We start from the raw sequence: 26,412 nt of genomic DNA, 5'->3' as shown, positions 1-26,412 counted from the left end.
CGGATGACGCAAGCTCCTCCGCTGACCGGTATTCGGGTGCTCGAGGTCGGCAACTATATGGCGGGTCCGTTCTGCGGGATGCAGCTCGCGGATCTGGGCGCAGACGTCGTGAAGGTAGAGAATCCCGACGGCGGCGACATGTCGCGTCAAGGCGGGCCCTTCGTCGATGGGGAGGGTGCAAATTTTTTGCGCATCAACCGAAACAAGCGCAGCCTCGCGCTCGACCTCAAGACGGAAGAAGGCAAAGACATCTTTCGCAAGCTGGTTGCTCGCACCGACATCGTCGTCGAGAATCTGCGTCCTGGGACGATGCGCGGACTCGGGCTTGATTACGAGCGCTTGCGTGCGATCAATCCGCGCTTGATCTACGTCGTAGCCTCCGGTTGGGGGCAAGACGGTCCGTATGGTGCCTTGCCGGGTCTCGACATCATGGCGCAGGCAATGAGTGGTCTCATGAGCATCACGGGCGAGGAAGGTGGCGGTCCGGTGAAGATCGGTGTGCCGATGTGCGACCTCGTGTGCGCGATGTACGGTGCGCTGGCTGCCGTCTCTGCGCTACGGGTGCGCGAAACAACGGGCGAAGGCCAGCTGATCGACGTCTCGCTCTTCGAGGCCGGTGTGAGCTTCTCGATATACGAAGCCGCGAAGTATTTCACGACCGGCGAAATTCCGCGCCGGCATGGTTCTGCGCATCAAACCAACGCCGTCTATCAGGCCTTGCGCAGCTCCGACGGTTACTTCACGGTCGGCGCGAACTCCGAAAAGAATTGGAGCGCGTTCTGCAAAGTGCTCGGCCTCGAACATTTGATCAACGATCCACGCTACGCCGGTCCGCATCTGCGGCGCGAACATCTTGCGGAACTTGTCCCGCCGATTGAGGCGGTGACGACGACGAAACCCAGTCACTCGTGGGTCGACGAGCTGCAAAAAGCCGGCGTTCCGTGCTCGCTCTTGCAGAACTACGATCAGGTTTTCAACGATCCGCATTTGCTGGCGCGTGACTATTTCGTCGATGCGCCGCACACCAAGGTCGGCCCGGTGCGCCAGCTTGGCTCACCGATGCGGTTCTCAGAGTCGCCCGTACAAATCAAGCGCGCGGGTCCGCTGCTCGGCGAGGATACGGCAGACGTTCTGGGGGAGTTGGGCTTCGACAATCAAGCGATCACTAAAATGAGCGAACGTGGAGTAGTGGGGTTGGCATGCGTTCTGTCCTAACCGACGAGATTCTCACCGAACGAAAAGGACACGTGCTGTGGGTGACGTTCAATCGTCCGCAGGCTCGGAACGCGATGAAACGCGTGATGTACGACCGGCTCGCGGAGATCGCCGACGAGGTCAACGCCGACGATGACGTTCGCGTGGTGATGCTGACCGGCGCCGGCGACAAAGCCTTCGTGTCTGGGACCGACATCTCGGAATTCGAGAACTTCAAGAAGCCCGAAGACTCGATCAACTACGAAGTCCAAATGAACGCCGTCATGGACAAGCTCGAGCGCGTGCGCGTTCCGATGATCGCGGTCGTACGTGGCGCGTGCACGGGTGGCGGAATGTCGATCGCAACGATGTGCGATCTGCGGATTGCAACGCCGGATTCCCGTTTCGGGTATCCCGTCGCGCGGACGCTCGGGAACTGCCTATCGATCGAAAACTACAAGCGGCTCGTCAACCAGCTCGGTTACACTGCCGTCAAGCAAAACGTCTTCACGGCGAAGTTATTTGATGCGCAGCGCGCGTACCAGCTCGGCTTCTTGAGTGAGATCGTCGAGCCCGACAAATTGATGGAGCGCGCGACCGAACTTTCGGAGACGATCGCTGGAAACGCGCCGCTGACGATCCGCGCGACCAAAGAAGCGTTGCGCCGGATCATGCACGAGGGTGCGAATGCCGAAGGACAAGATTTGGTCCTCAGCTGTTACATGAGCCAAGATTTCCGTGAAGGCATGACGGCCTTCTTTGAAAAGCGTCCCGCGAAATGGACCGGAAAATAGCCTAGAGCTTGTAAAACTCAGTCGCGGTACCACCCATCACGGCGGTGCGTCCGGCTTCGTCGAGTTGCGGGATGAGCGCACGCGCCTGGTTCCAGGTGGTGCGATAGTCGGTGCCGAGATTCGAGACCGGCCAGTTGCTCGCGATCATTACGCGCTCGGGGCCGAAGTACGTGAAGACGTGCTCGACGTACGGGCGGAATTGATCTTGCGTCGCATTCGCGAGCGTCGCCGCATTCAGAAATCCGGAAAGCTTGACGTAGACGTTGGGATAGTACGATGCGCGTCGCATCGAGGTTGCCCACGGCTCCCAAAGCCCTTGCGTGGCGGCGGGTTTCCCGAGGTGATCTATGACCACTTTGAGACTCGGTAGACGTTCGGCGAGCGTGCTGACGTGCTCGAGATGCGCGGGCACGGTCGCCGTCGTGTCCCACGTGTAGCCACGTTCCGCAACGAGCCCGAGACTCTCGATTACAGCCGGACGGATGAGCCAATCCGGATCCGGTTCCCAAATGATCATGTGCCGGAAGCCTTTGACGCGCGGCGCTTTGTCGTAGATATCGAGAGCTTCTTCGGTTGCCTTTGGCTGCTCGAGAGGCGCCCACGCAACGACGCCGGCGATGAACGGATGATGGTGCGCGCAATCGATCATGAACGCCGATTCCGAGAGCGTATCATTGGCTTGAATGATCACGGTGCGATCGATGCCGTTCTGGCGAATCAGCTTCAGTAGATCGTCGCCGAGAAAATCGCGACGCAGCGGCGCAAGCTCTTCCCTAGCTTCCATCCACGGTTTAAATCCGGGACGATAGCGCCATAAATGATGATGCGCGTCGACGACCATGCGAGCGAGCTACGCCTCTGCAACGGCACCCACCTCGCGCGGGTTTCGCCCACCGTGGGAAGTATGCGCGGAATCGCAGCTGTAGCGGTTATGATCGGCGCCGCTTTCCTAGGCAGTACGGTAATCACGCCGTTGTACGCGCTCTACGAGCGCGAGTTCCATTTCTCGAACGTCACGCTCACGCTCATCTACGCGGTCTACGTGACCGGTAATCTCGTCGCGCTCTTGCTATTCGGTCGACTCTCCGATCAAATGGGACGCAAGAAGGTCGCCGTTGCGGCAATGCTGCTGGCGGTCGGCAGCGTGTTGCTGTTCTCGTTTGCGCAGAACACCGCGTGGCTTTACGCGGGGCGGATTCTCGGCGGTCTCGCGGTCGGAATCGCATCCGGGACGGGTACCGCGTGGCTCGTCGAGCTCTATGGCGCGGAGCGACGTTCCGCTGCGACCGTGATGGCGACGGCAAGCAACATGACGGGCATCGCGATCGGACCACTCATCGGCGGATTGCTCGCACAATACGCGCCCGACCCGTTGACATTGCCATTCGTCGTCAACGTGCTCATCATCGTCGTCGCAGTCATTATGATTCTCGTTTTTCCGGCCGAGACGGTGCAGCATCGCGTCCGGAGCATCGGCGAGCTCGATCTTCGCCCGCGCGTCGGCGTGCCGAGCGATATTCGGGCCGCATTCGTCCCGCCGGTCGTTTCGGCATTCGCAACGTTTGCGCTCGCGGGGTTCTATTTCGCGCTGATTCCAAGCATGCTGCGCGAAGCGCTGCACAACTCGAACAACGCCGTCGCGGGTAGCGTCGTCTTCGAGATGGTCGCGATTGCCGTCGTCGTTATGATAGTCACGCGCGAGCTGGACGGGCGCGTTTCGATGTTGGCCGGACTCTTCGGGCTCGTGCCGGCGGCGGGTTTGCTCGTTACGGCGCAGCTCTTAGGCTCGATGCTGCTGCTGCTCGTCGCGAGCGCGCTCGTCGGAATCGTGTTCGGCCTCGGATATCGCGGTGGATTGCAGGTCGTGAACGCAATCGCTCCGTCCGATCGCCGCGCCGAAGTAGCCTCGGCCTATTTCATCGGTTGCTTTTCCGGAAACTCGATACCGGTAATCGGCGTCGGCGCGCTTTCGACGCTCTACTCTCTGAATGTCGCGAGCTCTGCGCTCGCGGGAATGGTCGTTCTGCTTGCCATCGTTGCCCTCGTAGCCGCTCGGCGTTAGTCGGGCATCCGCGGCCACTCGGGCTCCCGGTGCGTCTGCGCGATTGCCGCAAGTGCTTCAAGTTTATCCATCACGTCGGGCCTGTTTGCTACTCTGCGGTATAGGCGAATGAATCGGGCAGCTTTACCCCAAACGCCGGCGGCGTTAAAGGTACCAAAGGCGAGTTCCCGATCGAGCATCTTGTGCAGCACGCACGCTCCGAGGGTTTCGTAAAAAAGAGCGCCGGAAGAGCGGGGATCCCTTTCTCCCATACCTGCTCGGCCGTTGGCGCGTCGCCGAGTTCATCGCATAGGCGCTCGAGATTCCCGTCGTAAATGAACGATAGTGCTGCGAGCACCGTCTCCGAATGTGTTAGCTGTACGAGCGACAAAAACGTCGCCGATTGGTTGGATATACGAATCAATTCGAGCTGCCGAAGCGCAGCGTGCACGGAAATAGCGACGACGATGAGCGCAATCGCGGCGCTCGCAGCCGAAATCCACTCCGGCGAAAACATTAGTCCTCTGCCTCGTAACAGACGACTTCAAGTGGATTGCCGTCGGGATCATTGAAAATGACCGCGTAGTAGTTCTCGCCGTACATGCCGCCGAGCACGTCGAAGATGCGTTGATAGAACGCTTCGGCTTTCTTGCGATGCCGCACGCGCATATCGACGTGCGAGATAATCGGTCTCATCGATTATCGCTGTCCCTCGACTACGCAATGCTTCGCATTGCTACGCTCGGGATGACACGCGGCGCCGCGCATCCTTACAACCCTTTAACGACCGATGTTAGGTTATCGATGGATTTTTTGGCGTCGCCGAAGAGCATCATCGTCTTCGGATTTTCGTAGAGTGGATTGTCGATGCCGGCGAAACCGGGATTCATGCTGCGCTTGAGCACGACGATGTTCTGCGCTTTGTCGACGTCGAGAATCGGCATGCCGTAGATGGGCGAGCTTTGGACGTTGCGCGCTGCGGGGTTCGTGACATCGTTTGCGCCGATCACAAGCGCGACGTCGGCGCGCGGAAATTCGGGATTGATGTCTTCCATGTCGTACAACGAGGTGTACGGTACGTTGGCCTCGGCGAGCAAGACGTTCATGTGGCCGGGCATGCGTCCCGCGACCGGATGGATCGCGTACTTGACCTCGACGCCCTTTTTCTCGAGCTGATCGGCAAGCTCGCGCACGCTGTGTTGGGCTTGCGCGACCGCCATGCCGTAACCCGGAACGATGATGACTTCTTTCGCGTACGCCAGCATGACGCCGATGTCGTCGGCCGTTCCGCTGCGCACGTGTCCGTCGCCGCCGGCGACTGCTGCGCCTCCGGTAGCCTTCGAAACCGCACCGAACGCACCGAAGAGCACGTTCGTGATCGAGCGATTCATGGCTTTGCCCATCAGCACGGTGAGCAGCGTACCGGACGCGCCGACCAGCGCACCGCTAATGATCAACACGTTGTTGTCGAGCACGAATCCCGTCATCGCGGCTGCTAGACCCGTGAACGCGTTCAAGAGCGAAATGACGACGGGCATGTCCGCGCCGCCGATCGGCAGCACGAAGAGCACGCCGAGCAGCAGTGCCGCCGCGAGAAGCAGGTAGAACGCCAGCTCCGGCACGTAGCTGGCGCAGACTGCGACAGCCGATACGACGATCACGAGCGCGATCAGCGCGTTGACGACTTGCTGTCCCGGATATTGAATCGGACGTCCGGTCATCAATTCTTGCAGCTTGAGGAACGCGATGATGCTGCCTGCGAAGCTGATCGAACCGATTGCGCAGGAGAGTACGATCGGAACGCCCTGATCGACGGGTACCGTTCCGCCAGAGTCGCGCATCAAGCGAAGAACGTCGCCGAGTGCGACCATCGCAGCCGCACCGCCGCCCATTCCGTTGAACGCAGCGACCATCTGCGGCATCGCCGTCATCTTGACGACGCGCGCCGAGTAGATGCCGATCGCCGCACCGATTGCAATGCCGATCCCAACTTCCCACCAGCCGACGATACCTTGCGTCAGCGTTGCGACGAGCGCAATGAGCATGCCCAACATCGAAATGCGATTGCCAAGGCGCGCCGTCTTGGGTGAGTTCAGATAACGAAGGCCGAGAATGAAACAGATGCCGGTGATGAGGTAGGCGATGTCGACGGGATTTGCCAGTTGATTTGCCGTCATCCGCGCTTCCCGTCAGTCGGTGTGGGTGCCGCTTTGGGCTTAAACATCTCGAGCATGCGTTCGGTGACGGTGTAACCGCCGAACACGTTGAGGCTCGCCATCACCACGAGAATGACGCCGAGGATAGGATGCAACGGCGGGTTCGGCAGACCCGCGACGAGGATCGCGCCGACGAGAACGATGCCGTGAATCGCATTTGTCGCCGACATCAGCGGCGTGTGCAACGTCGTCGGAACTTTCGAGATCACCTCGATGCCAACGAAGAGCGCGAGAATAAAGACGGTGAGTTCGGTGAGAAGGTGTGCGCTCACGTGCGTCCTCCGGCAAGCGCGGTTTTGGTTGGCTCGTGCAAGATCTCGCCGTTTTCGGTCAAGAGCGTGTCACGTACGATCTCATCGCTGCGATCCAAGTTGAGCTTGCCCTCCTTGACGATTGCGTCGAGCAATGCGAGAACGTTGCGCGAATAAAGCTGGCTCGCGTGCAGCGGCATCGTCGCTGCGAGATTCTTGGTGCCGACAATCGTGACGCCGTTCTCGACGACGACTTCACCCGGCTTGGTCAGTGCGGAGTTTCCACCCGCATCGGCCGCGACGTCGACGATCACGGAGCCCGGACGCATTTTGCGGATCGCTTCCTCGGTGATCAGGATCGGCGCGCGCCGTCCGGGGACGAGCGCGGTCGGAATGACGACGTCCGAATTGCCGATGTGATCGACCATCCATTGACGTTGCCGCTCGGCTTGTTCCGGCGTCAGCTCTTTTGCATATCCGCCGGAGCCTTCGGCGCTTTCACCCAGGTCGAACTCGAGAAAGTTTGCGCCCAGACTTTGTACTTGTTCTTTGACTGCCGCGCGCACGTCGTATCCGGAGACGACGGCACCGAGGCGCCGCGCTGTCGCGACGGCTTGCAGTCCTGCAACGCCTGCGCCGAGGATCAGGACTTTCGCCGGTGCAATCGTGCCGGCTGCGGTCGTGAGCATCGGAAAAAACTTCGGCAGATATTCCGCCGCGAGAATGACGGCTTTATAACCGGCGATGTTGCTTTGCGAGGAAAGCGCGTCCATGCTCTGGGCACGCGTGATGCGCGGGATCGCATCCATCGAAAGCGCCCGGAGCTTGTGAGCGGCGAGCGCTTCGACATACCGCGGATCACCGAGCGGCGCAAGGAGTCCGAGCAGCGCCGTCCCTTGCGGGATCTCGCTCAACTCCGCGTCGCTCGGGCGGCTGACGTGCACGACCAAATCGGCGCCCGCAAAGAGCGCCGAATGATCGACGACTGTAGCCCCAGCCGCAGTGTACGCATCGTCGGGAAAGCTCGCACGCGTCCCCGCATCGTGCTCGATGCGAATCGTGTGACCGGCTTTGATGAGGCGGGCAACCGTGTCGGGGACAAGGCCGACTCGCCGCTCGCCTTCGGCGGATTCTTTCGGAACGACGATCAGCATTAGCGGGCGCTGGCGACCGGCGCGGTGAGCCGAACGCTATTCTTCAGCGAGCCGACGTTCTGAATCGTGATCTCCATGACGTCGCCGTCTTTGAGGAATTCGGGTGGCGTGCGCGCGAAACCGACGCCTTCGGGCGTTCCCGTCGCAATCACGTCGCCTGGTTCGAGCGTGAGTCCGGCGCTGAGACTCTCGATGATCTTGGCAATCGAGAAGATCATCTTATCGGTATTTGAGTGTTGCTTCTCTTCGCCGTTGACCGTCAGTGCGATCTCGAGCTTTTGCGGGTCGGGAATGTCGGAAGCTTCGACGACCCACGGACCAATCGGGCACGTGTTGTCGAGCGTCTTTCCTTTAAACCACTGTACGTGAGCCTTTTGCAGATCGCGCGCCGTTACGTCGTTGAGGCACGAGTAACCGAAAATGACATCCAGCGCGTCTTTTTCCGCAACGTCGCGGCAGCGCGTTCCGATGATGACGGCCAGCTCCGCTTCCCAATCGTATTGTGAGGAAAGCTTCGGATCCAGCTCGAGTGTTTGCTCGGGATCCGCAATCGCGGTCGGCGCCTTCGTAAAGAACGTCGGGACGTCGGGGAGCTTGAGCTCCTGTCCGCGTGCGCGCGCGCCTTCTTCGGCGTGTGCGAGATAGTTGCGGCCGACGCAGAAGACGTTCTTGTGCGGATGGACCGGTGCGAGCAAACGCACGTCGTCGAGCGACATCGGCTGACCGAGATTTTTCAGCTCGGCTGCACGCTCTGAGGGTGCAAGCGCGATGAACGCTCCAAGATCGAGTCCGGCGCGAAACGGACGAACGGACATCCCTTCGATAACGCCTGACGCCGCATCGCGGCCTCGCATAAAGCTGACGAATCGCATACTAGGTCCACACCCCAAAAAAGAAAATGTTGTTAAGGGCCCCCACGGGGAATGCTTACTTTACTCCAATTATGAGGGGCCCTACTGCGTGGGGGTCCCGTGCGCAGCACGGGGGGCGCGGAGCCGGGGGCGAAGCGCCTTTCAAACAAGGGGGTGCATCATGGCAACAACCGTCCCGGCCGATTCCCTGGATCGTCTTCTTGAAGACGTATCAGCGCAGGCGACGGCACCACTCTGGACGGCGATGCGCGCGATGGTTCCACCTAAACCGGTACCAAAAGCGGTCCCGCACGTATGGCGCTACGCGCAGCTCCGCGAGCTGCTCGGGCGCGCCGGTCATCTGATCTCGGCGGACGAAGCCGAACGCCGCGTGCTGATGCTCGTGAACCCGGCGTTGCGTGCGCCGTACACGACCGACACGTTGTTCGCGGGCCTGCAAATGATCTTACCGGGCGAGACGGCGCCGGCTCATCGCCACACCGCATTCGCGCTGCGCTTTATTATCGAAGGCAGCCGCGGCTTCACGGCGGTCGGCGGCGAGAAGGTGACGATGGAACGCGGCGACGTGATCCTCACGCCTTCCTGGGAATTCCACGATCACGGACACGAGGGCGACGGCGAGATGATCTGGCTCGACGGGCTCGATCTGCCGGTTTGGCAATTCATCCCAGCCAATTTTGCCGAGGGCTACGTCGACCCGCGATACCCCTCGAGTCCACCGAGTGGACCGTCGCGGCTGAAATATCCGTGGGCGGAGATCGTCGCGCTCGTCGATCAAGGGTCGCAATCATTTGCATCGGTGGACTACGTGCTTCGCGATGCGCTGTGTCCCGTTTCGCGCACGATCGGCGCCTCGGCTGAACGCGTCAATGCGGGAACGTCATCGCCCGAACGCCGCGAGACGGCGAGCGCCGTCTATCATGTCGTCGAAGGCTCGGGACGCACCCAGATCGGCGACGCCGTCCTTGAATGGAAGCGCGGCGATACGTTCGCGGTTCCGGCTTGGATGCCGTACGTGCACACGGCCGATGAAAAGGCCTATTTCTTTCGCTTCGACGATCGTCCGTTGCTTGACGCCGTGGGTGCTTATCGCGCCGCTGCGCTCGAGTTTCCGGAAGCCGATTTGCGCGCGCATCCACCGCGTTCGCCGCACGTCGAGCTTGGCGGGCTCGTGTTGCTTGCGCGTACTATCGATAAAACGAAGGCCAAACTGCAGGGCACGCTTGGCGGCTACAAAGTCACGCCGGGACTCTCAGGTTATCTTCTCGAGTGGCTCGGCGTCAACGAAGACGACTTCACGCAAGCGGTGCGCGATCTGCGCGACGACGAGAAGATTGCGAATTGGGTGCGAAGCAAGAGCGATCCCGGCAAATTTTCCGAGATCAGCCAAAAGCTCACGTCACGTGCGTTCCGCGATGAAGAACATCGCAAGCAATTCGTAGCGCGCTATCCGTGCCTCGAAACGCGCCGCGATATTGAGAACTTCTTCGATCTCATTCACTACGACGACGAGATAAGCTTTACGCGCTAGGAGTAGGCCGCCGCGTGAGGTGCCACTGCTTACAATAAAAACACTCGTAGGTATACAGAACGTTCGCCATGCCGTTCATTGCGGCAACCGCGCGCGCGTGCGCTTCGGTCGGATAGGCATCCTTCGACGCGCAGGATCGCTCAAGATCCGCATCGCTGCGTTTCTCGAACTGTTCACGATTCCGCAGGTAAAACTGCATCAAGTCTTCCGGCGTCGCTGCAGCTTCGCGTTTTTGCGGCTTGCGTGAACGCCGCGCCATACTACTTGCTCGAGCTGGACGGTATGGGCTCGACGATTTTGTTGAAATCCGGCAGATGCGAATTCGATCCGGCTGCAGTGGCGCGCTTCGCCTCTTGGAGCGGATCGGGCGTTGTGCCCGGCAGCGCTTTGGATTTCGAGAGCGCGAGCGTTACGTAACCCTTCGCATTCGGATCGACGCCGCCGGCGTGAACCAGCTGCACGTCGCGCCGCACGTCTTTTGTTTTGGGCGAATAGTCATAGTTGAGCTTGTAGACGCCCGCAGTTGCAGTCCCGTCAGGCCGCCGAATGAATGCTTGCAACGCATTGCCGCGCGTCGCGGTGTTGAAGCGCGCATCGTTCGAGGCGTTGGCGGACACGACTCGCACGACTTGTCCGAGCTTGTTCGTTTCGACGGTGTACGTCGCGTGCAAGGGAACGCCGGGTACGGGAACGCTGACCGGCGCAGGCGATGCGCCGAGCAATGCGACTGCCGCGGCGAGGATAGCGCTACGTACGAGCATCGCGATCAATTCCGCGCGATCGTCGCGAACGGGCGGCGACAAGCTGCGCACAGTACGATTACTTGGTACACGTCCGTTTTTCCGTTTGTTGCTTCCAGCTCCGTCCCGGGCGTAGCAGTGTCCGCATCGTTCCCGCAGTAGCGACACGGAACGGTCGCCGGTTCCCCGCCAGTCTCGTCGTTCATAGCTGAGAGCTTGTACCCGTTGATGCGAGGCGCAACCTTCGCAGTCCGCGAAGACCGAATGCATGCCCCGACGGATATCCGCAGCGTTGTTTGCGCTTGGTCTGCTGACCGTGGGATGCCAAGAGAAACCGACGCCGGCGAGCCTCTATTCTTCGGCTACCGACATTAAGATTCTCGACAACCGGTTCGTGAGTAGTAACGATGCATCGGTTGGAACCGTCGGAGGCGCGTCGCAGTCGTATTTGATATTCAAGGTGGAGTTGACCAACGACATTTCGTCGCAGCTCTTTCCGGTTGCGACGCATTTTGTTTTTACCGGCAGTGACGGCAGCCGCTACGCCGGCATCGACAGCGGCTCTTCGGCATTGATCGGGATCAGCAACGACTACTCGCCCATGAAACGCGGCGACGTTCGTAATTTCGGCGTCGCGTTCAAGATGGCGTTCGAACAAGCCGGCACGATTTCGTACGAATACTAGAGCACTTCTCCGCGTCGCCCTGATCGTCGTCATCGTGCTCGCGCAGATGGCGCCGGCGGTGCGCGCCGCGCGTCCGCTCCTCGACACCCACAAGCTAGACGGCGTCTTCGCGCTGTATGCGCGCGACGTCACGGTGCCGTGGAAAGACGTCGTGGTTCGGCTCGACACGTATTCGGGCGCACCGGTCGATTTCGTAGCCTACGAGACCGATCCGGCCGACGTTCTGATCGCAGGCAGCTCGCGCATGCACGCGATCGATACGTCACACGCGCATGCAGTCGCACGCTGGAAGTTCACGCCGCCTCAGGGTTATCGATTCGAATCGAACGATGTGAGCGTTCCGCTCGGTAATCGCGAAGGGTTCTTCGTGATCGAGGCGCGCCGCGGCGATGCCTCGCAGCAAACCTGGATCAATCTCACGAGAATCGGTTTGGTCACGAAAGAAACGCCGGAAGGCTGGATTCTGTACGGAACCGACTTGCGTACGGGGCAGCCTCTTGCCGGCATGCGCGTTACGCTGCTGGCCGGAGGCAAATTCGTTGAGACCAAGACAGGCGCCGACGGAATTGCGCACGGCATCGCCGGCGCGCGCTTTGCACTTGCCGAGTGGGGACGCAGCAAAGCGTTCGTATCGCTCACGCCGCAGCCGCCTTTACCGCTCGCGATAGTCGGCGTTCGCGCCGATCGTGGTGTCGTGCGCGCCGGCGAAACGTTGCGTGTCGTCGGGTTCGCGCGCAAGCGCGAGGGCGCGATGTTCAAGCCGATGCGCGGACAAGTACACGTCAGCGCGCTCGTCAATGGACGGGCCGTCGCAAACGCGATCTTCGAATTGGAACCGAGCGGCGGTTTTTGGGGCGCGCTCCCGATCTCACAAGATACGCCGGCCGGCGAGCTTGCCATCATCGCAACTGCCGGCGGTGGTACGGGCGGCACTGCCGTCCACGTCGACGGGGGCGGCGATTTCACACTGAGCGTCGCCGCATTGTGCGGCGCAAACTGTTCGGCATCGTCCTCGGTCCCGCTGCGCGTGTCGCTACGCAGTCAGGGCAAACCGATTTCCGGGCAAGTCGTGCAAGTTCGTGTGGTGCGCACGCCGCACGTCATCCCGCCCGGCGAAAATCCGGATGTGCCTCGCTGGGGAACGACGACGATTCTGAACACGTCGGTTCGCACGACCTCGGATGGAACTGCGCTCGTGACGCTGGCGGCGCCGACGGACGGGCTGTCGTCGACGTACGGTGTCGTCGCATCGACGCAAAGCGCGACCGCCACGACCCAAGTCGTCGTTCCCAATGCATCGACCGTTGTTTCGATCACACCCGATAATGCGCAGCTCGACGTCGGGCAAGCCGCGATCTTCGATGTGCATGGCTTCGATGCGGCGGACGGACGCCCGGCGGCAGGCCGGCAAGTGCACGTGGTTTTGACGAAAGGTCCGAACACGTCGGATGAAACCGTAAAGCTCGATTCGCTCGGGCACGCGCAAGCGACGTTTCACTCGATGCAGCTCGGCACCAATATCGCGACCGCGCAGCTGACCGATAACTCGGCGGCAATGGACGCAACCGCCGTCACGGTCGCGCCAAGCGTGTTGGGAGCCCGGCTTGCAAGCCGGAGCGCCGACGTCACTTTGACGCTCGATAAAGACCGTTACAAACTCGGCGATCACATCGACGTTGACGCGACGCTGACTGGCGCGTACGGCAGCGCGCTATTTACCGTTGAAGGCGCACGCATCGCGGACACACGTGTCGTGAGCGCATCCGGCGGACACGCGACGGCACGTCTATCGCTCGCAAATGCGGTAGGTACGGTTCGGATAGGTGTCGCGTTCGTCAAAGACGGCGCCGTCTACACGAGCGATTTTCCGGTCGCGATCGACGGGCCGGGTTATCCGCGCGTCACAGCGCTCAGCGCCGACCGCGGCAATTACGCGCCGGGTGCAACCGCGCATATCTCGATTCAGGACGGCGGAGAACAGGCTGCCGCGTTGCTCGCCGTGCGCGTCTCCGACGGCCGGCCGAGCGCGGGCGCATCGTTTGACAACGCCCCGGCCATTTTGGCAGCCGGCGGAACGACGACTCAGGATCCCGCATCGACCGACCCGAGTTGGCACGCATACGTCGCGCCGGCCGGATCGAAAGCGCAAGATATTTTCGGCGCCGATAACGCGCGCACGGTTGCAGCGCCTGACAATAGTCTTGCGATCTCAGCGCCGCATGCGATCGTTTGGCGCATCGGGCAGAATGAAGGCGATGCATTCAATATCGATCTTCCGACGCAACCGGGTCGCTACGTCGTCTCCGTGCTGAAAATCTCGGACGACGGCGACGTCGGGGCCGCGTCGCTCGCGCTTTCCGTGCAATGACCACGACTACCGCCGCGCGTACACCGCCGCCTGATACGGCGACCTTGATGTTGCTCGACACATACGGGCTCGTCTATCGCGCCTTCTTTGCGCTGCCGGTGATGACGACGGCGACCGGCATGCCGACCAATGCGGCCTACGGCTTCATCATGATGCTACAAAAAGTGCTCGCCGACGAACGCCCGACGCACGTTATCGCGGCCTTCGACAAAGGCGTTCCGCGCGCGCGGCTCGAGCGCTACGCCGAGTATAAAGCCAACCGTCAGGAGACGCCAGACGATTTGCGCAGCCAATTCGCGCTCGTGCGCAAAGTTCTGGCAGCATACGATATCCCAATCGTCGAGATCGACGGCGAAGAGGCCGACGACATCATCGCAACGCTCGCGAAGAAATCCGTCGAAGCGCGCCAGCGCACGCTCGTCGTAACCGGCGATCTCGATCTCTTGCAAGTCGTCGACGACCGCACGACCGTGTTGATGACGCGCCGCGGTATTACCGACCTTGGCCGTTACGACGAAGCCGCGGTGCGCGAACGTTTCGATCTCGAACCGAGCCAGCTCGCCGACTATCGCGGGCTCAAGGGCGACCCGTCCGACAATTTGCCCGGCATCCCGGGCGTCGGCGAAAAAACTGCGAGCAAATTGATAAATGCAGCCGGGACACTGGACGCGCTGGTCGCAAATCCGGCGATCGCCGGAACGCCGAAGCTCGAAGGCTTGGTGCGTGAGTATGGCCTGCAGGCTCAATTGTGCCGCGACGTCTCGACCGCGCTGCGCGATCTTCCGATCGACGTCGACTGGGATCATGCGCACTATAAACCGCCGGGCAACGACGCGTTGTACATGCTCTATCGCGAGCTCGAATTCAAATCGTTGCTCGCTAAGCTGGAAGCACCGAAAGACGCGGCGGCGATGGAAGCTGCACCGAAAGCCCTTTCCGGCAAGTATATGACCTTCGTCGGCGACACGGATCCACCGAACTTCAAACGCCTGGCTGCAACGTTGCGCGAGCTCGCGAAGAAAACGCGCTTGGCAATTGCGCTCAAACCGGGGATCACCGAACGTGGTTTGTTGCCGAGCAACGAGACGCTCGGAATTACGGCCGAAGAAGGGACGGGCATTTCGTTCCTGGTGACGGCGCTCGAACTGGATGACGTCGGCGCAGCGTTTTCCGAGCTATGGTCCGGGAAAGCGCAGATCGTCGTGCACGATGCGAAAGCATTGATCGCAGCGACCAAGAGCGACGTCTGTCACGTCGTTGACGATACGATGATCGCGGCGCATTTGCTCAATCCGGGACGCGCGTACACCCGCTTAACCGATGCCGCCGAAGAGCATCTGGCGCTTACGCTGCCGGAAGAAGCTGCGGCCTGGTCGGATGCGGTTTGGCGTCTTTCCGAAAAGCTGCGACACGAGCTGGCGCTGCGCGAGCAGATTCCACTCTACGAAGAGCTCGAGCTCCCACTAGCCACGATCCTCGCGCACATGGAACGCGCCGGGATCAAGCTCGATCCGCGTGAGCTCAACAAGATGTCGAGGGAAATCGACGCGCGCATCACTTCGTTGCAAAACGAGGTTTACGAGCTGGCCGGCGAGACGTTCAATCTCGGCTCACCGCTGCAGCTCGGCCGCGTCCTGTTCGAAAGGTTGAGCATTCCGGGCGGTAAGAAAACGAAAACCGGTTGGGCGACCGGGATCGAAGTGCTGCAAGGACTTGCGCGCGAGTATCCGATTTGCGCGCGTATCCTCGAATACCGCGAAGTCTCGAAGCTCAAGAATACGTACGTCGATGTTTTACCGTCGCTCGCCGATTCCGGTGGCCGAATCCACACGGAATTCAATCAAACCTCGACCGCGACCGGAAGGCTTTCCTCGACGAACCCGAATTTGCAAAACATTCCGGTGCGCAGTGAGCTTGGACGCCGCGTCCGCAAAGCGTTCGTCGCGCCGGACGCACGCGTGTTGCTGGCCGCAGACTACAGTCAAATCGAGCTGCGTTTGATGGCGCATCTCTCCGGCGATGAGGCGATGCGCACGGCCTTCGCGGAAGGCGAGGACATTCACGATTTTACGGCTCGCCAAATCTTCGCGGTGCCGAAAGGACAGGACGTCGATCCGAATCAGCGCCGCATCGCGAAGTCCGTCAACTTCGGGTTGCTCTACGGCATGTCGGAATTCGGACTCTCCCAGCGTCTCGAGATTCCAAAAGCCGAAGCGCGTGCGATGACGGATGCGTACTTCGCGCGCTTCCCCAGCGTACGCGCTTGGATTGACGGTAATCTCGAAGAGGGTCGCGAGAAAGGCTACGTCAGCACGCTGCTCGGGCGGCGCCGCTACATGCCGGATTTGCGTGCGCGAAACTTCGCGTTGCGAGCGGCGGCCGAGCGCGAGGCAACGAATGCACCCCTGCAAGGCAGCGCCTCGGATCTCATGAAGCTCGCGATGGTCAAAGTCGACGCCGCGCTGCGCAACGCCAAGCTGGATGCGATCATGCAGCTGCAGATTCACGACGAGCTGATTTTCGAAGTCGCAGCCGATGAGCGCGATAAGGTAGCGCGTCTCGTTAAGAGCGAGATGGAGGGCGCGATGCAGCTTTCCGTCCCGGTCGAGGCCACGATCAAAGTCGGCGGCAGTTGGTATGACATCGCCGCCTACGATCCCGATCAGGCCGGCGCCGAAGGAGAAAACGTCGCATGATGGTGCTGCTCGCGTTGATGCTGGCGCTCGCGCGCAGCATCACCGTCCAAGCCCCGAATGAAAAGTTGATGCTCGAGATCGCCGACACCAACGCTACACGTGAATACGGTCTTATGTTCCGCACGCAACTCGCGGCGCACGAGGGGATGATCTTCATTTTTTCCGCCGATCAGCGGCAAGGCTTCTGGATGAAGAACACCTTGATTCCGCTCGACATGCTGTTCGTACGAGCCAACGGCACGATCGATTCGATCGCGGCCGACGTTCCGGCTCAATCGGCGCAAACGCCGGGCGAAGAGATTCGGCGCGACGGTTACGGCAAATACGTGATCGAGCTGGCGGCTGGAGAAGCCAAACGCGCCGGCTTACACCCGGGATTGAAGCTGACGATTCCAAAGTTGGAGCCACGCGATTCCGGAGCTTCCTGAAGCCGAGACGATAGCTCGCGGACTCGCAAGTACGATCGTCGGCAAAACGATCGCCGGTGCGCGTGCGCTACGTCCCGAGATCGTGATCGCCCCGCGGCGGCCGGCATTCGCGAAGCAGCTCGCCGGCGATCGTATTGCACGTGCCGGACGTCGCGGAAAGTATCCCGTCATCGATCTCGCATCGGGACGCAAACTCGTCGTGTCGTTGCGAATGACGGGACGGTTGATCGTACAGCGACAGACAGACGCCCTCTATCCTTATACGAACGTCGTCATCGACTTCACGGACGGCACGCGTCTGGCGTTCGCCGACGTGCGCCGGTTCGGGCGAATGCGGCTCGTTCAGAAGGATGAAATATGGGATGCCGAGCTCGGTGTCGAGCCGCTTTCACGGGAATTTGACATTCCGAGATTTGCGGCAATTCTAAAAGGCCGGCCAACCGCGATCAAGCCGTTTCTACTCGATCAGCGGCGGATCGCGGGTGTCGGAAATATCTATGCCGTCGAAGCGCTGTGGGAGTCGCAGATCAAGCCGACGACGCCGGCTGGGAAACTCTCGCATGAACGGATCGTTCGGCTGCACGGGGCACTCCAAGCCGTGCTTCACAAGGCAATCGAGATGCGCGGGACCAGTTCGCGCGACTACGTTGATGCCGAAGGGATGGAAGGCGGCTTCCAAAACGAGCTCACGGTCTACGGCCGTGAGGGCGAGCCGTGTCCTCGTTGTAAGAGGCCGCTCGTTCGGACGGTTTTGGCGCAGCGGGGGACCTGGTGGTGCCGGAATTGTCAACGCTGAGCCGCATAGAAACCCTTTACCGCCATAGCGGATTTGACTAACGGAGCTTATATCGGTTAGGCTCCTGTGGCCACTTATTGTGATCGGCTCTCGGCTACTTTGCTCGTCCCGGGCCCCGACGGGGTCCACCTCGTCCGGGACGATGACGGGTCGGGAGATTTCCGGGGCTCACGGTCGACGACCGTGATATTGATAGGAAAAGACAGATCTCTACAACAGAAATCGCTCCGCCGAAACCGGCGGTAACTGAAGAAGACCAACTCGCCCTCGAGCAACGGCTCTACGAAGAGAGCCTCAAAGTGCTCGACGAGGGTCAAGTCCTAACCGGCGTCATCGTCGCGAAGTATCAAGAAGAATTACTCGTCGATATCGGAGGCAAGTCGGAAGGCACGCTTCCGTTCCGCGAGTTGAGTCTCGCGATCGAGCCGAAGACGCTCAAGGTTGGCGACAAGCTCGAAGTGATGATTCATCGCATTGACGATGATGGCGAGCTGCTTCTTTCCGAACGGCGTGCACGCGCGCTCAAGACATGGGAAAAGGTCATTGAAGCGCACGAGCGCGACGAAGTGATCGAAGCAACGGTCACGCAAGTCGTAAAGGGCGGCGTTCTCGTCGATCTCGGCATGCGCGGATTCGTTCCCGCATCGCAGATTCGCCGGCAGCCTGTCGGCAATCTCGACGAACTCGTCGGAAAGCGCCTGCGCTTGAAAGTGATCGATCTCGATCACAAGCGTCATCGCGTCGTGCTTTCCCAGCGTTTGGTTCTCGAAGAAGAGCTCAACGCTAAGAAGCAAGAGCTGCTTGGAACGCTCGAAGTCGGACAGATTCGCGAAGGCGTTGTCGTCCGGCTCGCGGAGTTCGGCGCATTCGTCGATCTCGGCGGCGTGGATGGTCTCATTCACAACAGCGAGCTCTCCTACGCGCGCATCAAGCATCCGTCCGAAGTCGTCAAGATCGGTGACGTGGTGCAGGTCGAAGTCATGAAGTTCGACCCCGAAGCGAAGAAGGTTAGCCTGTCGCTCAAGCACGCGCTGCCCGATCCCTGGCTGCAACATGCAGATCAGCTGATCGAGGGCAACAAGCTCGTTGCGCAAGTCGTCAAGGTTACGCCGAACTACATCCTCGTCGAAATCGTCCCCGGTGTTCTGGCTATGGTTCCGAAAGGCGAGTTCGATCCCGCAGCGCAGTACAGTCCCGGCCAAGAAGTCGAGGTCACACTGCTGACGATCAATCAAGGTACGCGACGCATCACCGGCTCGATCCAACACGTCGCCGACATCTCTCCGGAAGAGATCGCGGACTACGCACTGGATGACGGCGCTCCCTTAGGCACAATCGCGGAGACCGTCGAAGTCGAATAAGCGAAAGGCGCGATGACTGAAGTCTACGGAACGACCACCGTCAACGCGCCTTACTCGGTTGCACTCGATTCGATTGTACGGCGCTTGCGCGTCAAGAAACATCGCCTAAAATTAAGCGTCCCCCTCGCGAAGCTGGGATTCGGAGCGAATCTGGGCATCGAACGTGAGGTGGACGTTTCGTTCGTTCCGCTGCACGGGCACAAGGGCGAGCGCCTTTTGCACGACGAGCTGCAATTCGTATGGGAGCCATCAGGCGGCGGACCTTTTCCGACCTTCACCGGTTCGCTGAAGATGCATCCGGTCGGCCTCAACACCGAGATCGTGCTGAGCGGCGAATATCAACCGCCGCTCGGCCTCGTCGGTGAAGCCTTCGATGCCGTTATCGGCAAACGTATCGCCGAAGCGACGGCCAAGATGCTGCTCGAGATGTTGCAGCAAGAGCTCGAAGCCGACTTCTCCGCGGTCAAAGAAACGATCGAGGAAACGCCGCACCAGCCCTAATGCTGCGCGTAGGTCTGACCGGTGGGATCGGTTCGGGAAAAAGCGAGGTCGCACGCATCTTCGCGCAGGTCGGCGCGACGATAATAGATGCCGATCAGCTCGCGCGTGAGGTTGTCGCACCGGGAACCGATGGCTTTGCTGCGGTAGCGAAGCGCTGGCCGCAGGTGATCCGCGACGGTGCAATCAACCGGGCTGCGCTTGCGGCGATCGTGTTTGCGGATGCGAGCGAGCGCGACGCGCTCAACGCGATCGTTCACCCGCGTGTGCGTGCGCGCGCAGCCGAAGTCGAGCGCAATGCCGGCGACGGCATCGCGGTACACGTCGTGCCGTTACTCTTCGAAGGCGACTATTGGAAGAAATGCGATGCGACGATCGTCGTCATCGCACCGGTCGAAACCCGGATCGCGCGCGTTCTCGCCCGTGACGGCGCGAGCCGCGAGGACGTCCTACGCCGGATGGGCGCGCAAATCGATCCCGAGATCGCGCGCGCAAAAGCAACGTTCGTTATCGAGAACGCGGGAGACTACTCGAGTTTGGAAGCGGCATCGCGCGCGGTATGGTCGTCCCTTCAGGATCGGAATTGTCGGACGCCGGAGCAAACCGGTCAATGACGAATCGGCGCTCATTCAAAACCGTTTGCATGATTCCGCGGGCGATGAACGTGCCTTGCGGACGAATTCCCAGCGGTTGCGTGATCGCGACGCGTCCGGTGTCGTCGCGTAGGTAGGTGATGCCGCCCTCGCGTTCGGGCGTTCCGGAAATCGTCGCGATTGCGGGTTTTGCTGCCGCGACCACGGAGTCGATCGTTTGCGGCGCATCGAGCGTGAGCGGTACGTCCGTTGCGAGCGTTGTCGACGAGCTCGCCATCTCGACGTGGATCGTGTATTGCGCAGGCGCGGCAAGCGCGTGACGTTCGTCGGTTAAACCACTCCAAGCGTACGTCGCGATGTTCGTACGTCCGACCGGGAAGACCATCTTGCGATGCACGTCGATCGGGTTGTGCCCGGTGTGCGAATCGAAAAGAACCTGTCCGCCCGCGTCCAGGACTTGAACGTCAAAGAGATCCGGCGATGGAAACTCGAGCGTGATCGGTGAGCGCGTCCGGTTCGTAACCGTCAGCGAGATCGAAACAGGGACGAGCGAAGCCGTATGCGCCGGATTGACGGAAACCGTCAATGTCAACGGCTGTGGCGGCGTGGCAGCCGCAAGTGCGAGAACAAAGAAAAGCGCGATCACGCTGCTCCTCCTCCACGCAGTACACGTCCCGGACGCGCTTGCGTCATCCTACCGTCGCGCATTACGGGCGAGCCGTTCACAAAGACGTGTGCGATTCCTTCGGCTGCTTCGTAGGGCTGCTCGTACGTGGCGCGATCCCCGATCTGTGCCGGATCGAAGACAACCAGATCGGCGTAGGCGTTCTCCGCGATGTTTCCGCGGCCGCGCAAATTGAACAGCGACGCGGGTAACGAAGTCATACGCCGCACCGCTTCTTCGTTCGTAAGCGTCTTGCGCGCTCGCACGAACCTGCGGAAAATGCGCGGGAAGCAGCCGAATGCGCGTGGATGCGGCACGCCGTGGCGCGTGAGGCCGGAAAATCCGCGCGTCGAAGCGTCGCTTGCGACCGCGCAAAACGAGGCCGAGAGGACGGTTGCAACATCGTCTTCATTCATTGCAAAGAACGCAGCCTGTGCGTGCAAACGTTCCTCGACCAGCAGATCGAGGGCGGCACGAGCCGGTTTGACGCCACGCATGGAGGCGATCTCGTCCATTCGCTTTCCGGCCAGCTCTTCATTACGGGCGCTGCGCACGTCGGTGATCAAGATATCGTGCCACTCCTGCGCGGTAAAGCGCATCTCGAGCGCGAGATGCACGGCCGTCGCGGTCTTTGGATCGCGCAAACGCGCGAGGGTTGCCTCGGGACCGCCGTCACGGACGTCGTCCGGCAGGATCGTATCGAGATCGGTCCACATCGCGACGTACGGATAGACGTCGCAGGCAATGCTCCGCCCCGCGGTGCGCGCGCGATCGACGATCTCGAGCGAGCGATGCACTTTGCCCCAATTGCGCCGCCATGCAGCCTTGTGATGCGAGAGTTGCACCATGACGTCGGCTCGTGCGCCTACCGCCAGTGCTTCGTCGACGGCCTCGATCAGCCGATCGCCTTCGTCGCGAAGATGCGACGCATAAAGCGGGGCACCGGCTTCACGCGCTGCAATTGCGCAGCTCGCAAGCTCGTCCAAATCTGCGTAGCGTCCCGGCTCGTAGATCAAACCGCTGGAAACTCCGACGGCACCTTCGTCGATCGCTTCGCGCACCAGTCGCGCTTGCGAACGAAGTTCCTCGCGTTCGAGCCGGCGATCTTCAGGTCCGGCGATGCACGCCCGTGTGGTTCCAAGTCCGACGAGCGACGCGACGTTAAGCGCAACACCCGCACGTTCGACTTCCCGAAAGAACTGATCGAATGAGGACCATTGGACCTCGATCTCGAGCCGTTTGGCCTCTGCGCGTTTGCGTTCGCGCGCATAACCGAGCAACGGAGCGATTGATGAGCCGCAGTTGCCGCCGATTTCCGTCGTAACGCCTTGCGTTATCTTGCCTGCAGCAGCGTCGTCGATCAGCCAATTCTCATCGGAGTGAGAATGAATATCGATGAATCCGGGAGCGAGCGCACGACCGCTACACGGTATGCGTTCGATTGCATCGTGCTGGGAAAGATCACCGATGAGCACGATGCGATCGCCGAACGTTGCTACGTCTGTGACGTACGGTGGCTTCCCAGAACCGTCGTAGACGCTTGCTCGCTCAAATATGTAGTTGAGCATTGGCGTTTAGTCGCTTGCTGCGGGGGGAACGAACCACGGAGTCGCTCGATAATGGCCGGGGGAATCAATGGCAACCGACAAGGATAAAAATGTGAACGAACGCCCACAAGATGAAAACGATGGCGGCGAAATGTCGGTGCGTGAAGCTGGCAAAAAAGGCGGCGACACTGTGCGTGATCGCTACGGTTCAGGCTTTTACGAAAAGATCGGCCGTAAGGGTGGTCAAGTTACCCGCGAGCGGCACGGCGCCGAGTTCTATGAAGCGATCGGCCAAAAAGGCGGCAAGGTCGTCAAGAACAAGTACGGCTCTGACTTCTACGAAGAGATCGGTCACAAAGGCGGTCAGAAAGTCAAGAAGCTGATCGCCGACGCGAAAAAAGCTCTCGAAATCGAGGAAGGAAAAAAGACTTAACGGCACGCGCCGAGACGAACGAGCCGGCGCGCTTCCTCGAACGTCTCACGGTCAGAGGCGTTGCCGACCGCGACAAGATTGGAAACGACTCGTCCGTTCGACCATAGCGCTCCTTGCTTTCCGGTCGCACCGCCACTGATGTCGTACGACGTGATTAGGCAATTGTCGATCGTAGCGACGTTGCGCGGCCCGGGCAAGCCGCTTCCCGGCCATTCTTTGAGAACGTAAGCTTCTCGTTTCGAGGTGTACTCGAAACCGATGCCGCGATTAACACGCGTGTCGTCTCCGCCGTTGTAAGCGGGAAGAACAGCGGTTTCGATGATCTCGCGCGCCGGAATGAACGGGCGAAATGCGACTCCGCCGAGCGCGCTACGCAGCGGCATCACCTCGCCGCGATGGGAGAGATATGTATCGCTCGTCGGCGTCGCGTCGGGTGAGGCGCCACCGCCGCCCTTTCCGCTGCATGCCGACACCATGAGAACGAGAATGAAGCACGCGATCAAGGAGCTGCGCATGCTGTTCACGGTTGGGCGGCGCCCTGAATCTTCCCTATGGTGTATTGGCCTTTGCTAAGGTCGACCGTGATGTCGGTGACCGTCACCTGCTCGCGACCGCTGCCGACCGTCGCCTTCCCGGGGATGCGCAGCGTCTGGTTAGCCTCGGTCCAGACGGCGTAGTCCGTATCGAACGTGCGGTTCTTACCATGATCGTTGACGTCGAAATGCACGGGACCGTTTACGGTAAAATCGTGCGTCAGCGAGTTGTAGACGGCGCGATCGGCGTGCATGCGCACGAATGGCTTCCCTTTTTTTAAATAGACGCCGTCGTGAATGCCATCGATCTCCTGGGTGACGCCGTCCTGGAGCGTCGTTGCACTATCGTATGTGAATTGCCACGATGCGAACTGCGCGCGGCGCCCCTGAGCCTCGCCCGTTTTCATCGTCTGCGTTTCCGTCGGCGGCGGCAGATCTTCTTCGCCGGCACGCCACAATGCGAAGCCGAGTCCGAGAAGCAAGCCGATCGTCGCGATTAGTGCAAGGCGTTTTGCCATCGCCAACCGATGAGGAGCGAGAGAAGATAAAATGCGAACAGCGCGTACGCGACGTTCCAGGGTCCGATCGTTGCGAACAGCGTTGGGGCCGGGGGTCCGACGAAACCATTGATCGCGACTTGCTCGTCGAGACCCGAGCGCTGCGTCCAGTGACCGTCGGGCGCAATGATCCCGGAGACACCCGTGGCGGCCGCGCGCAGCACCCAGCGGCCGCTTTCAATCGCGCGCATTTGCGCAATTTGCGCGTGCTGGTAGGGTCCGGCGCTTTCGCCGAACCAACCGTCGTCGGTCGAAATTGCGAGGAGGTTTGCGCCGCGTGCAATCTGATCGTGAACCACGTCGGAAAATGCGGATTCCCAGCAGATGAGCGGCGCGATGTCAAGCGGACCGATCGTGACGACCGCCGGATCGTGCCCGGGGACTTGCCTTCCGAGCTGATCGAGATAGGGAAACCATTTGAGCAAGGAGCTGCCAAACGGAATCCACTCCGCGTACGGCACCAGCTGACGTTTCCGGTAGAGGACGTCGAGCATGCCGTCCGGTGCGAAAAAGTAGAGCGCGTTGTGCAAACCGTCGTGTGAGACTTCGAGCGAGCCTACCGCGATCGTCGTGTTCAAGCTCTGCGCGAGCATCCCGAAGCGTTCGCGTGTTTGACGCGCGCCGGGGACGTCTCTTGGTGCAAGTGCATCATCGTCGCCAATCGCCGCAGTGATCACCGTTTCCGGCCAGAGCACGAAAACCGGATGCGTAGCCTGCGTGGCCTGCGTCAATTCGACGTAGCGTTCGAAGGCGAGAAAAAATGATTGCGGATCCCACTTTGTCTGCTGTTTGATGTTGCCTTGAATTGCGGAAACCGGAATCGTAGCCGGCGCGGCATGACGTGCCGGCCAGAACGCATACGCTGCGAGGGTCAACAGCCCGATCGCGGCCAGACCCGCAATCGTTTGAATGAGGCGCGTGCGCTCGATGACATAGGAGGCGAACACGGCGCCGATTGCGGCGACTATGAATGTGACGAAGATCGATCCGCCATACGCGGCGAGCGGCCCAAAGAGGCTCGATGTTTGCGAGTAGCCGATCTGCGCGAACGGCACGCCCAGCACCCCGACCGAACGGCACCATTCGCTGACCGCGAACGCCGCAGCTCCGGCAAATGCTCCCAGAAGCCCCGGAGCGCGTGCGAAAACGAGCGACGCGAAGAACCCGGCGAACGCGAAGGCGAGCGCATCGCCGATCGCGGGTCCCAGAACGGTCACGAAGCCATAGGGACCGACCAGGCTGGCCGCGGTCACGCCAAACCACGAGTACATGATCGTGAAAAACAAAGCCCCGTTGAGAAGTCCGATCCAGAACGCGGTGCGAGCGGGAGTCACGAACCAGGACCAAAAAAGTCCGGCCATTGCAAACGGCGCAATCCAAGCCCAATCGAGCTTTGGGAATGCCGCCGTCAACGCAACTGCGGACGCCACAGAGATCACTATTGCGAGTGTGCGCGTTGAGGTCAGGATGTTACGGTCGATCGGTTTAGCTTTCTCTCTCGTCGCGATCATGCTTGCCGCGTGCGGGCGCCAGGTGACGTTCCCCGCGCCGGGGACCATCGCCGGTCTTCCGTCCGGGAACATGCTGATCCGCTACACCGTTTCCGGACCCTTCGACTTCACGGATTACACGTACGCGATCGTGTTCAACACGAGCGCTAACGGCGGTACGCCGTATGCCAATACGCAATTCAACGGCGGCTTCTTGAATTATTCGTTTGCCTGGTTCATCGGGGGAAAATTCGGAACCGTTCAAAGTCCGCCCGTCCTGCTGCAATACTATCTGACCCCCGGTAGCACGACCAACGTCGGGACCCAGCAAATCGTCGTGCCGCTCAACTTGGCGACGCTTACATTGAACAGCAACGGACAGAACACCCAATTCACGTTGCTCTTCTCACGTACGCTCCTCGACCGGCCACCGATCGGCGCCGCAACTCCCTCGCCGTCGCCTACCCCGACTGCGCTGCCCTCCGGCGTAACGCCGACGCCGAGCCCGACGCCGCTGCCTCCGGGCGTGACGCCGTCACCCTCACCACTGCCCAGCAACTCGTGCAGCGTGCAATTTCTCTATGTCTGCGACACGTGGTACGTGAACTTCTTTGTCCTCGATCAAAACGGGGTACCACTAGACGCACTGGGGCTCAACGGCCGCACGGACACGACGTTCTCGCTGCCGCTGCCGACCAACACGATATTCGACTACGTCAACCAGCTGACCGTACCAGCCGGCGCGGTCGGTACCGGTAATGCAAGTACAACTATCGCCGGCGGAGAGATCAAGAACGCGTTCCCATGAGCAATCAGCAGACGATTGAGTGCGCGAATGCGACCTGTAATTGCATGGTTACCGAGGTGATCGACACCGAGGCATTTTGCAGCGAATACTGCCAGGCTGCGGATGAAGCCGAAGAGATGGACTTCTGCGAATGCGGTCATCCGCCGTGCGACGATCGCTAGG

Annotated in this window: 29 protein-coding genes; 15 read left to right on the top strand and 14 right to left on the bottom strand. The window is 60.7% G+C overall.

The annotated features are described in order from the left end of the window. Positions 1-3: 3 nt before the first annotated feature. Together VGG22_08420 and VGG22_08415 are read left to right on the top strand one after the other, a co-directional pair. Positions 4-1,215 (top strand): CaiB/BaiF CoA-transferase family protein, encoded by a 1,212-nt coding sequence (locus tag VGG22_08420; protein HEY1728381.1) that lies wholly within the window; start codon positions 4-6, stop codon positions 1,213-1,215. Next, entirely contained in the window at positions 1,200-1,988 is a 789-nt protein-coding gene (locus VGG22_08415) for an enoyl-CoA hydratase/isomerase family protein (protein ID HEY1728380.1), read from the top strand. The genes VGG22_08420 and VGG22_08415 overlap by 16 nt, the downstream gene beginning before the upstream one ends. Before the next feature lies 1 nt (position 1,989). Here the strand turns inward: VGG22_08415 and VGG22_08410 are convergent, their stop codons facing one another. Further along, positions 1,990-2,829: an amidohydrolase family protein gene (locus tag VGG22_08410; GenBank protein HEY1728379.1), complete on the bottom strand. Its 840-nt coding sequence runs from the start codon at positions 2,827-2,829 to the stop codon at positions 1,990-1,992. A 90-nt stretch (positions 2,830-2,919) separates the two neighbouring features. Here VGG22_08410 and VGG22_08405 point away from each other — a divergent pair, with 90 nt between their 5' ends. Then, complete coding sequence (locus VGG22_08405; protein HEY1728378.1) at positions 2,920-4,050, top strand: MFS transporter; 1,131 nt, start codon at positions 2,920-2,922, stop codon at positions 4,048-4,050. 88 nt (positions 4,051-4,138) lie between these two features. Here the strand turns inward: VGG22_08405 and VGG22_08400 are convergent, their stop codons facing one another. The 6 genes from VGG22_08400 to VGG22_08375 form a co-directional block, all read right to left on the bottom strand. After that, a complete protein-coding gene (locus tag VGG22_08400; protein HEY1728377.1) occupies positions 4,139-4,546 on the bottom strand; it encodes a hypothetical protein in 408 nt (135 codons plus the stop codon). Further along, positions 4,546-4,725 carry a hypothetical protein gene (locus VGG22_08395; protein HEY1728376.1) on the bottom strand — a complete coding sequence of 60 codons (180 nt, stop codon included), beginning with the start codon at positions 4,723-4,725 and terminating at the stop codon, positions 4,546-4,548. The genes VGG22_08400 and VGG22_08395 overlap by 1 nt, the downstream gene beginning before the upstream one ends. Positions 4,726-4,799: 74 nt before the next feature. After that, a complete protein-coding gene (locus VGG22_08390; GenBank protein ID HEY1728375.1) occupies positions 4,800-6,206 on the bottom strand; it encodes an NAD(P)(+) transhydrogenase (Re/Si-specific) subunit beta in 1,407 nt (468 codons plus the stop codon). After that, positions 6,203-6,517 carry an NAD(P) transhydrogenase subunit alpha gene (locus VGG22_08385; GenBank protein HEY1728374.1) on the bottom strand — a complete coding sequence of 105 codons (315 nt, stop codon included), beginning with the start codon at positions 6,515-6,517 and terminating at the stop codon, positions 6,203-6,205. Before VGG22_08385 ends, VGG22_08390 begins: the two co-directional genes overlap by 4 nt. After that, on the bottom strand, positions 6,514-7,650 hold the full coding sequence (locus VGG22_08380; GenBank protein HEY1728373.1) for a Re/Si-specific NAD(P)(+) transhydrogenase subunit alpha: 1,137 nt from the start codon (positions 7,648-7,650) through the stop codon (positions 6,514-6,516). Before VGG22_08380 ends, VGG22_08385 begins: the two co-directional genes overlap by 4 nt. Next, positions 7,650-8,522: a fumarylacetoacetate hydrolase family protein gene (locus VGG22_08375; protein HEY1728372.1), complete on the bottom strand. Its 873-nt coding sequence runs from the start codon at positions 8,520-8,522 to the stop codon at positions 7,650-7,652. Before VGG22_08375 ends, VGG22_08380 begins: the two co-directional genes overlap by 1 nt. Before the next feature lie 160 nt (positions 8,523-8,682). Here VGG22_08375 and VGG22_08370 point away from each other — a divergent pair, with 160 nt between their 5' ends. Beyond that, positions 8,683-10,053, top strand: a complete 1,371-nt coding sequence (locus VGG22_08370) for a DUF5069 domain-containing protein (protein HEY1728371.1) — start codon at positions 8,683-8,685, stop codon at positions 10,051-10,053. On the opposite strand, the gene VGG22_08365 is transcribed toward VGG22_08370, so the two are convergent. Continuing rightward, the gene (locus tag VGG22_08365) at positions 10,043-10,312 is read right to left on the bottom strand and encodes a hypothetical protein (protein ID HEY1728370.1); all 270 of its coding nucleotides are present in this window, start codon (positions 10,310-10,312) and stop codon (positions 10,043-10,045) included. The two genes, VGG22_08370 and VGG22_08365, sit on opposite strands and share 11 nt — an antisense overlap. A gap of 1 nt (position 10,313) precedes the next feature. Beyond that, positions 10,314-10,856 (bottom strand): hypothetical protein, encoded by a 543-nt coding sequence (locus VGG22_08360; GenBank protein HEY1728369.1) that lies wholly within the window; start codon positions 10,854-10,856, stop codon positions 10,314-10,316. 205 nt (positions 10,857-11,061) lie between these two features. On the opposite strand from VGG22_08360, the gene VGG22_08355 reads away from it, so the two are divergent. The 8 genes from VGG22_08355 (at position 11,062) to coaE (ending at position 20,239) form a co-directional block, all read left to right on the top strand. Then, entirely contained in the window at positions 11,062-11,478 is a 417-nt protein-coding gene (locus VGG22_08355; protein HEY1728368.1) for a hypothetical protein, read from the top strand. 34 nt (positions 11,479-11,512) lie between these two features. Next, positions 11,513-13,846 carry a hypothetical protein gene (locus VGG22_08350; GenBank protein HEY1728367.1) on the top strand — a complete coding sequence of 778 codons (2,334 nt, stop codon included), beginning with the start codon at positions 11,513-11,515 and terminating at the stop codon, positions 13,844-13,846. Beyond that, the gene (polA, locus tag VGG22_08345) at positions 13,843-16,542 is read left to right on the top strand and encodes a DNA polymerase I (GenBank protein HEY1728366.1); all 2,700 of its coding nucleotides are present in this window, start codon (positions 13,843-13,845) and stop codon (positions 16,540-16,542) included. Before VGG22_08350 ends, polA begins: the two co-directional genes overlap by 4 nt. Next, positions 16,539-16,970, top strand: a complete 432-nt coding sequence (locus VGG22_08340) for a DUF192 domain-containing protein (protein ID HEY1728365.1) — start codon at positions 16,539-16,541, stop codon at positions 16,968-16,970. Before polA ends, VGG22_08340 begins: the two co-directional genes overlap by 4 nt. Beyond that, positions 16,954-17,766 carry a bifunctional DNA-formamidopyrimidine glycosylase/DNA-(apurinic or apyrimidinic site) lyase gene (gene mutM, locus VGG22_08335; protein HEY1728364.1) on the top strand — a complete coding sequence of 271 codons (813 nt, stop codon included), beginning with the start codon at positions 16,954-16,956 and terminating at the stop codon, positions 17,764-17,766. The genes VGG22_08340 and mutM overlap by 17 nt, the downstream gene beginning before the upstream one ends. A 299-nt stretch (positions 17,767-18,065) precedes the next feature. Beyond that, positions 18,066-19,127, top strand: a complete 1,062-nt coding sequence (locus VGG22_08330) for a S1 RNA-binding domain-containing protein (protein ID HEY1728363.1) — start codon at positions 18,066-18,068, stop codon at positions 19,125-19,127. A gap of 12 nt (positions 19,128-19,139) precedes the next feature. Then, the gene (locus tag VGG22_08325; GenBank protein HEY1728362.1) at positions 19,140-19,628 is read left to right on the top strand and encodes a hypothetical protein; all 489 of its coding nucleotides are present in this window, start codon (positions 19,140-19,142) and stop codon (positions 19,626-19,628) included. After that, entirely contained in the window at positions 19,628-20,239 is a 612-nt protein-coding gene (gene coaE / locus VGG22_08320; protein ID HEY1728361.1) for a dephospho-CoA kinase, read from the top strand. The genes VGG22_08325 and coaE overlap by 1 nt, the downstream gene beginning before the upstream one ends. On the opposite strand, the gene VGG22_08315 is transcribed toward coaE, so the two are convergent. Beyond that, complete coding sequence (locus tag VGG22_08315; protein ID HEY1728360.1) at positions 20,133-20,864, bottom strand: BsuPI-related putative proteinase inhibitor; 732 nt, start codon at positions 20,862-20,864, stop codon at positions 20,133-20,135. The two genes, coaE and VGG22_08315, sit on opposite strands and share 107 nt — an antisense overlap. Beyond that, entirely contained in the window at positions 20,861-22,450 is a 1,590-nt protein-coding gene (locus VGG22_08310; protein ID HEY1728359.1) for an amidohydrolase family protein, read from the bottom strand. Before VGG22_08310 ends, VGG22_08315 begins: the two co-directional genes overlap by 4 nt. A gap of 67 nt (positions 22,451-22,517) precedes the next feature. Here VGG22_08310 and VGG22_08305 point away from each other — a divergent pair, with 67 nt between their 5' ends. Next, positions 22,518-22,862 (top strand): hypothetical protein, encoded by a 345-nt coding sequence (locus tag VGG22_08305; GenBank protein ID HEY1728358.1) that lies wholly within the window; start codon positions 22,518-22,520, stop codon positions 22,860-22,862. Here the strand turns inward: VGG22_08305 and VGG22_08300 are convergent. Genes VGG22_08300 through lnt form a run of 3 tightly spaced genes read right to left on the bottom strand, consistent with a single transcriptional unit; the run spans position 22,859 to position 25,463 of the window. Continuing rightward, complete coding sequence (locus tag VGG22_08300) at positions 22,859-23,377, bottom strand: hypothetical protein (protein ID HEY1728357.1); 519 nt, start codon at positions 23,375-23,377, stop codon at positions 22,859-22,861. The two genes, VGG22_08305 and VGG22_08300, sit on opposite strands and share 4 nt — an antisense overlap. Before the next feature lie 5 nt (positions 23,378-23,382). Beyond that, entirely contained in the window at positions 23,383-23,913 is a 531-nt protein-coding gene (locus VGG22_08295; protein ID HEY1728356.1) for a hypothetical protein, read from the bottom strand. Continuing rightward, positions 23,892-25,463, bottom strand: a complete 1,572-nt coding sequence (gene lnt / locus VGG22_08290) for an apolipoprotein N-acyltransferase (GenBank protein HEY1728355.1) — start codon at positions 25,461-25,463, stop codon at positions 23,892-23,894. The genes VGG22_08295 and lnt overlap by 22 nt, the downstream gene beginning before the upstream one ends. On the opposite strand from lnt, the gene VGG22_08285 reads away from it, so the two are divergent. Continuing rightward, positions 25,462-26,250, top strand: a complete 789-nt coding sequence (locus VGG22_08285) for a hypothetical protein (GenBank protein ID HEY1728354.1) — start codon at positions 25,462-25,464, stop codon at positions 26,248-26,250. The genes lnt and VGG22_08285 overlap by 2 nt on opposite strands. Further along, a complete protein-coding gene (locus tag VGG22_08280; protein ID HEY1728353.1) occupies positions 26,247-26,411 on the top strand; it encodes a hypothetical protein in 165 nt (54 codons plus the stop codon). Before VGG22_08285 ends, VGG22_08280 begins: the two co-directional genes overlap by 4 nt. Position 26,412: the final 1 nt, after the last annotated feature.

The organism is Candidatus Baltobacteraceae bacterium (assembly GCA_036489885.1).
GTDB lineage: Bacteria > Vulcanimicrobiota > Vulcanimicrobiia > Vulcanimicrobiales > Vulcanimicrobiaceae > JAFAMS01.
The sequence above is the reverse complement of the archived record's forward strand: the minus strand, read 5'-3'. Positions and strand labels throughout refer to the sequence as shown.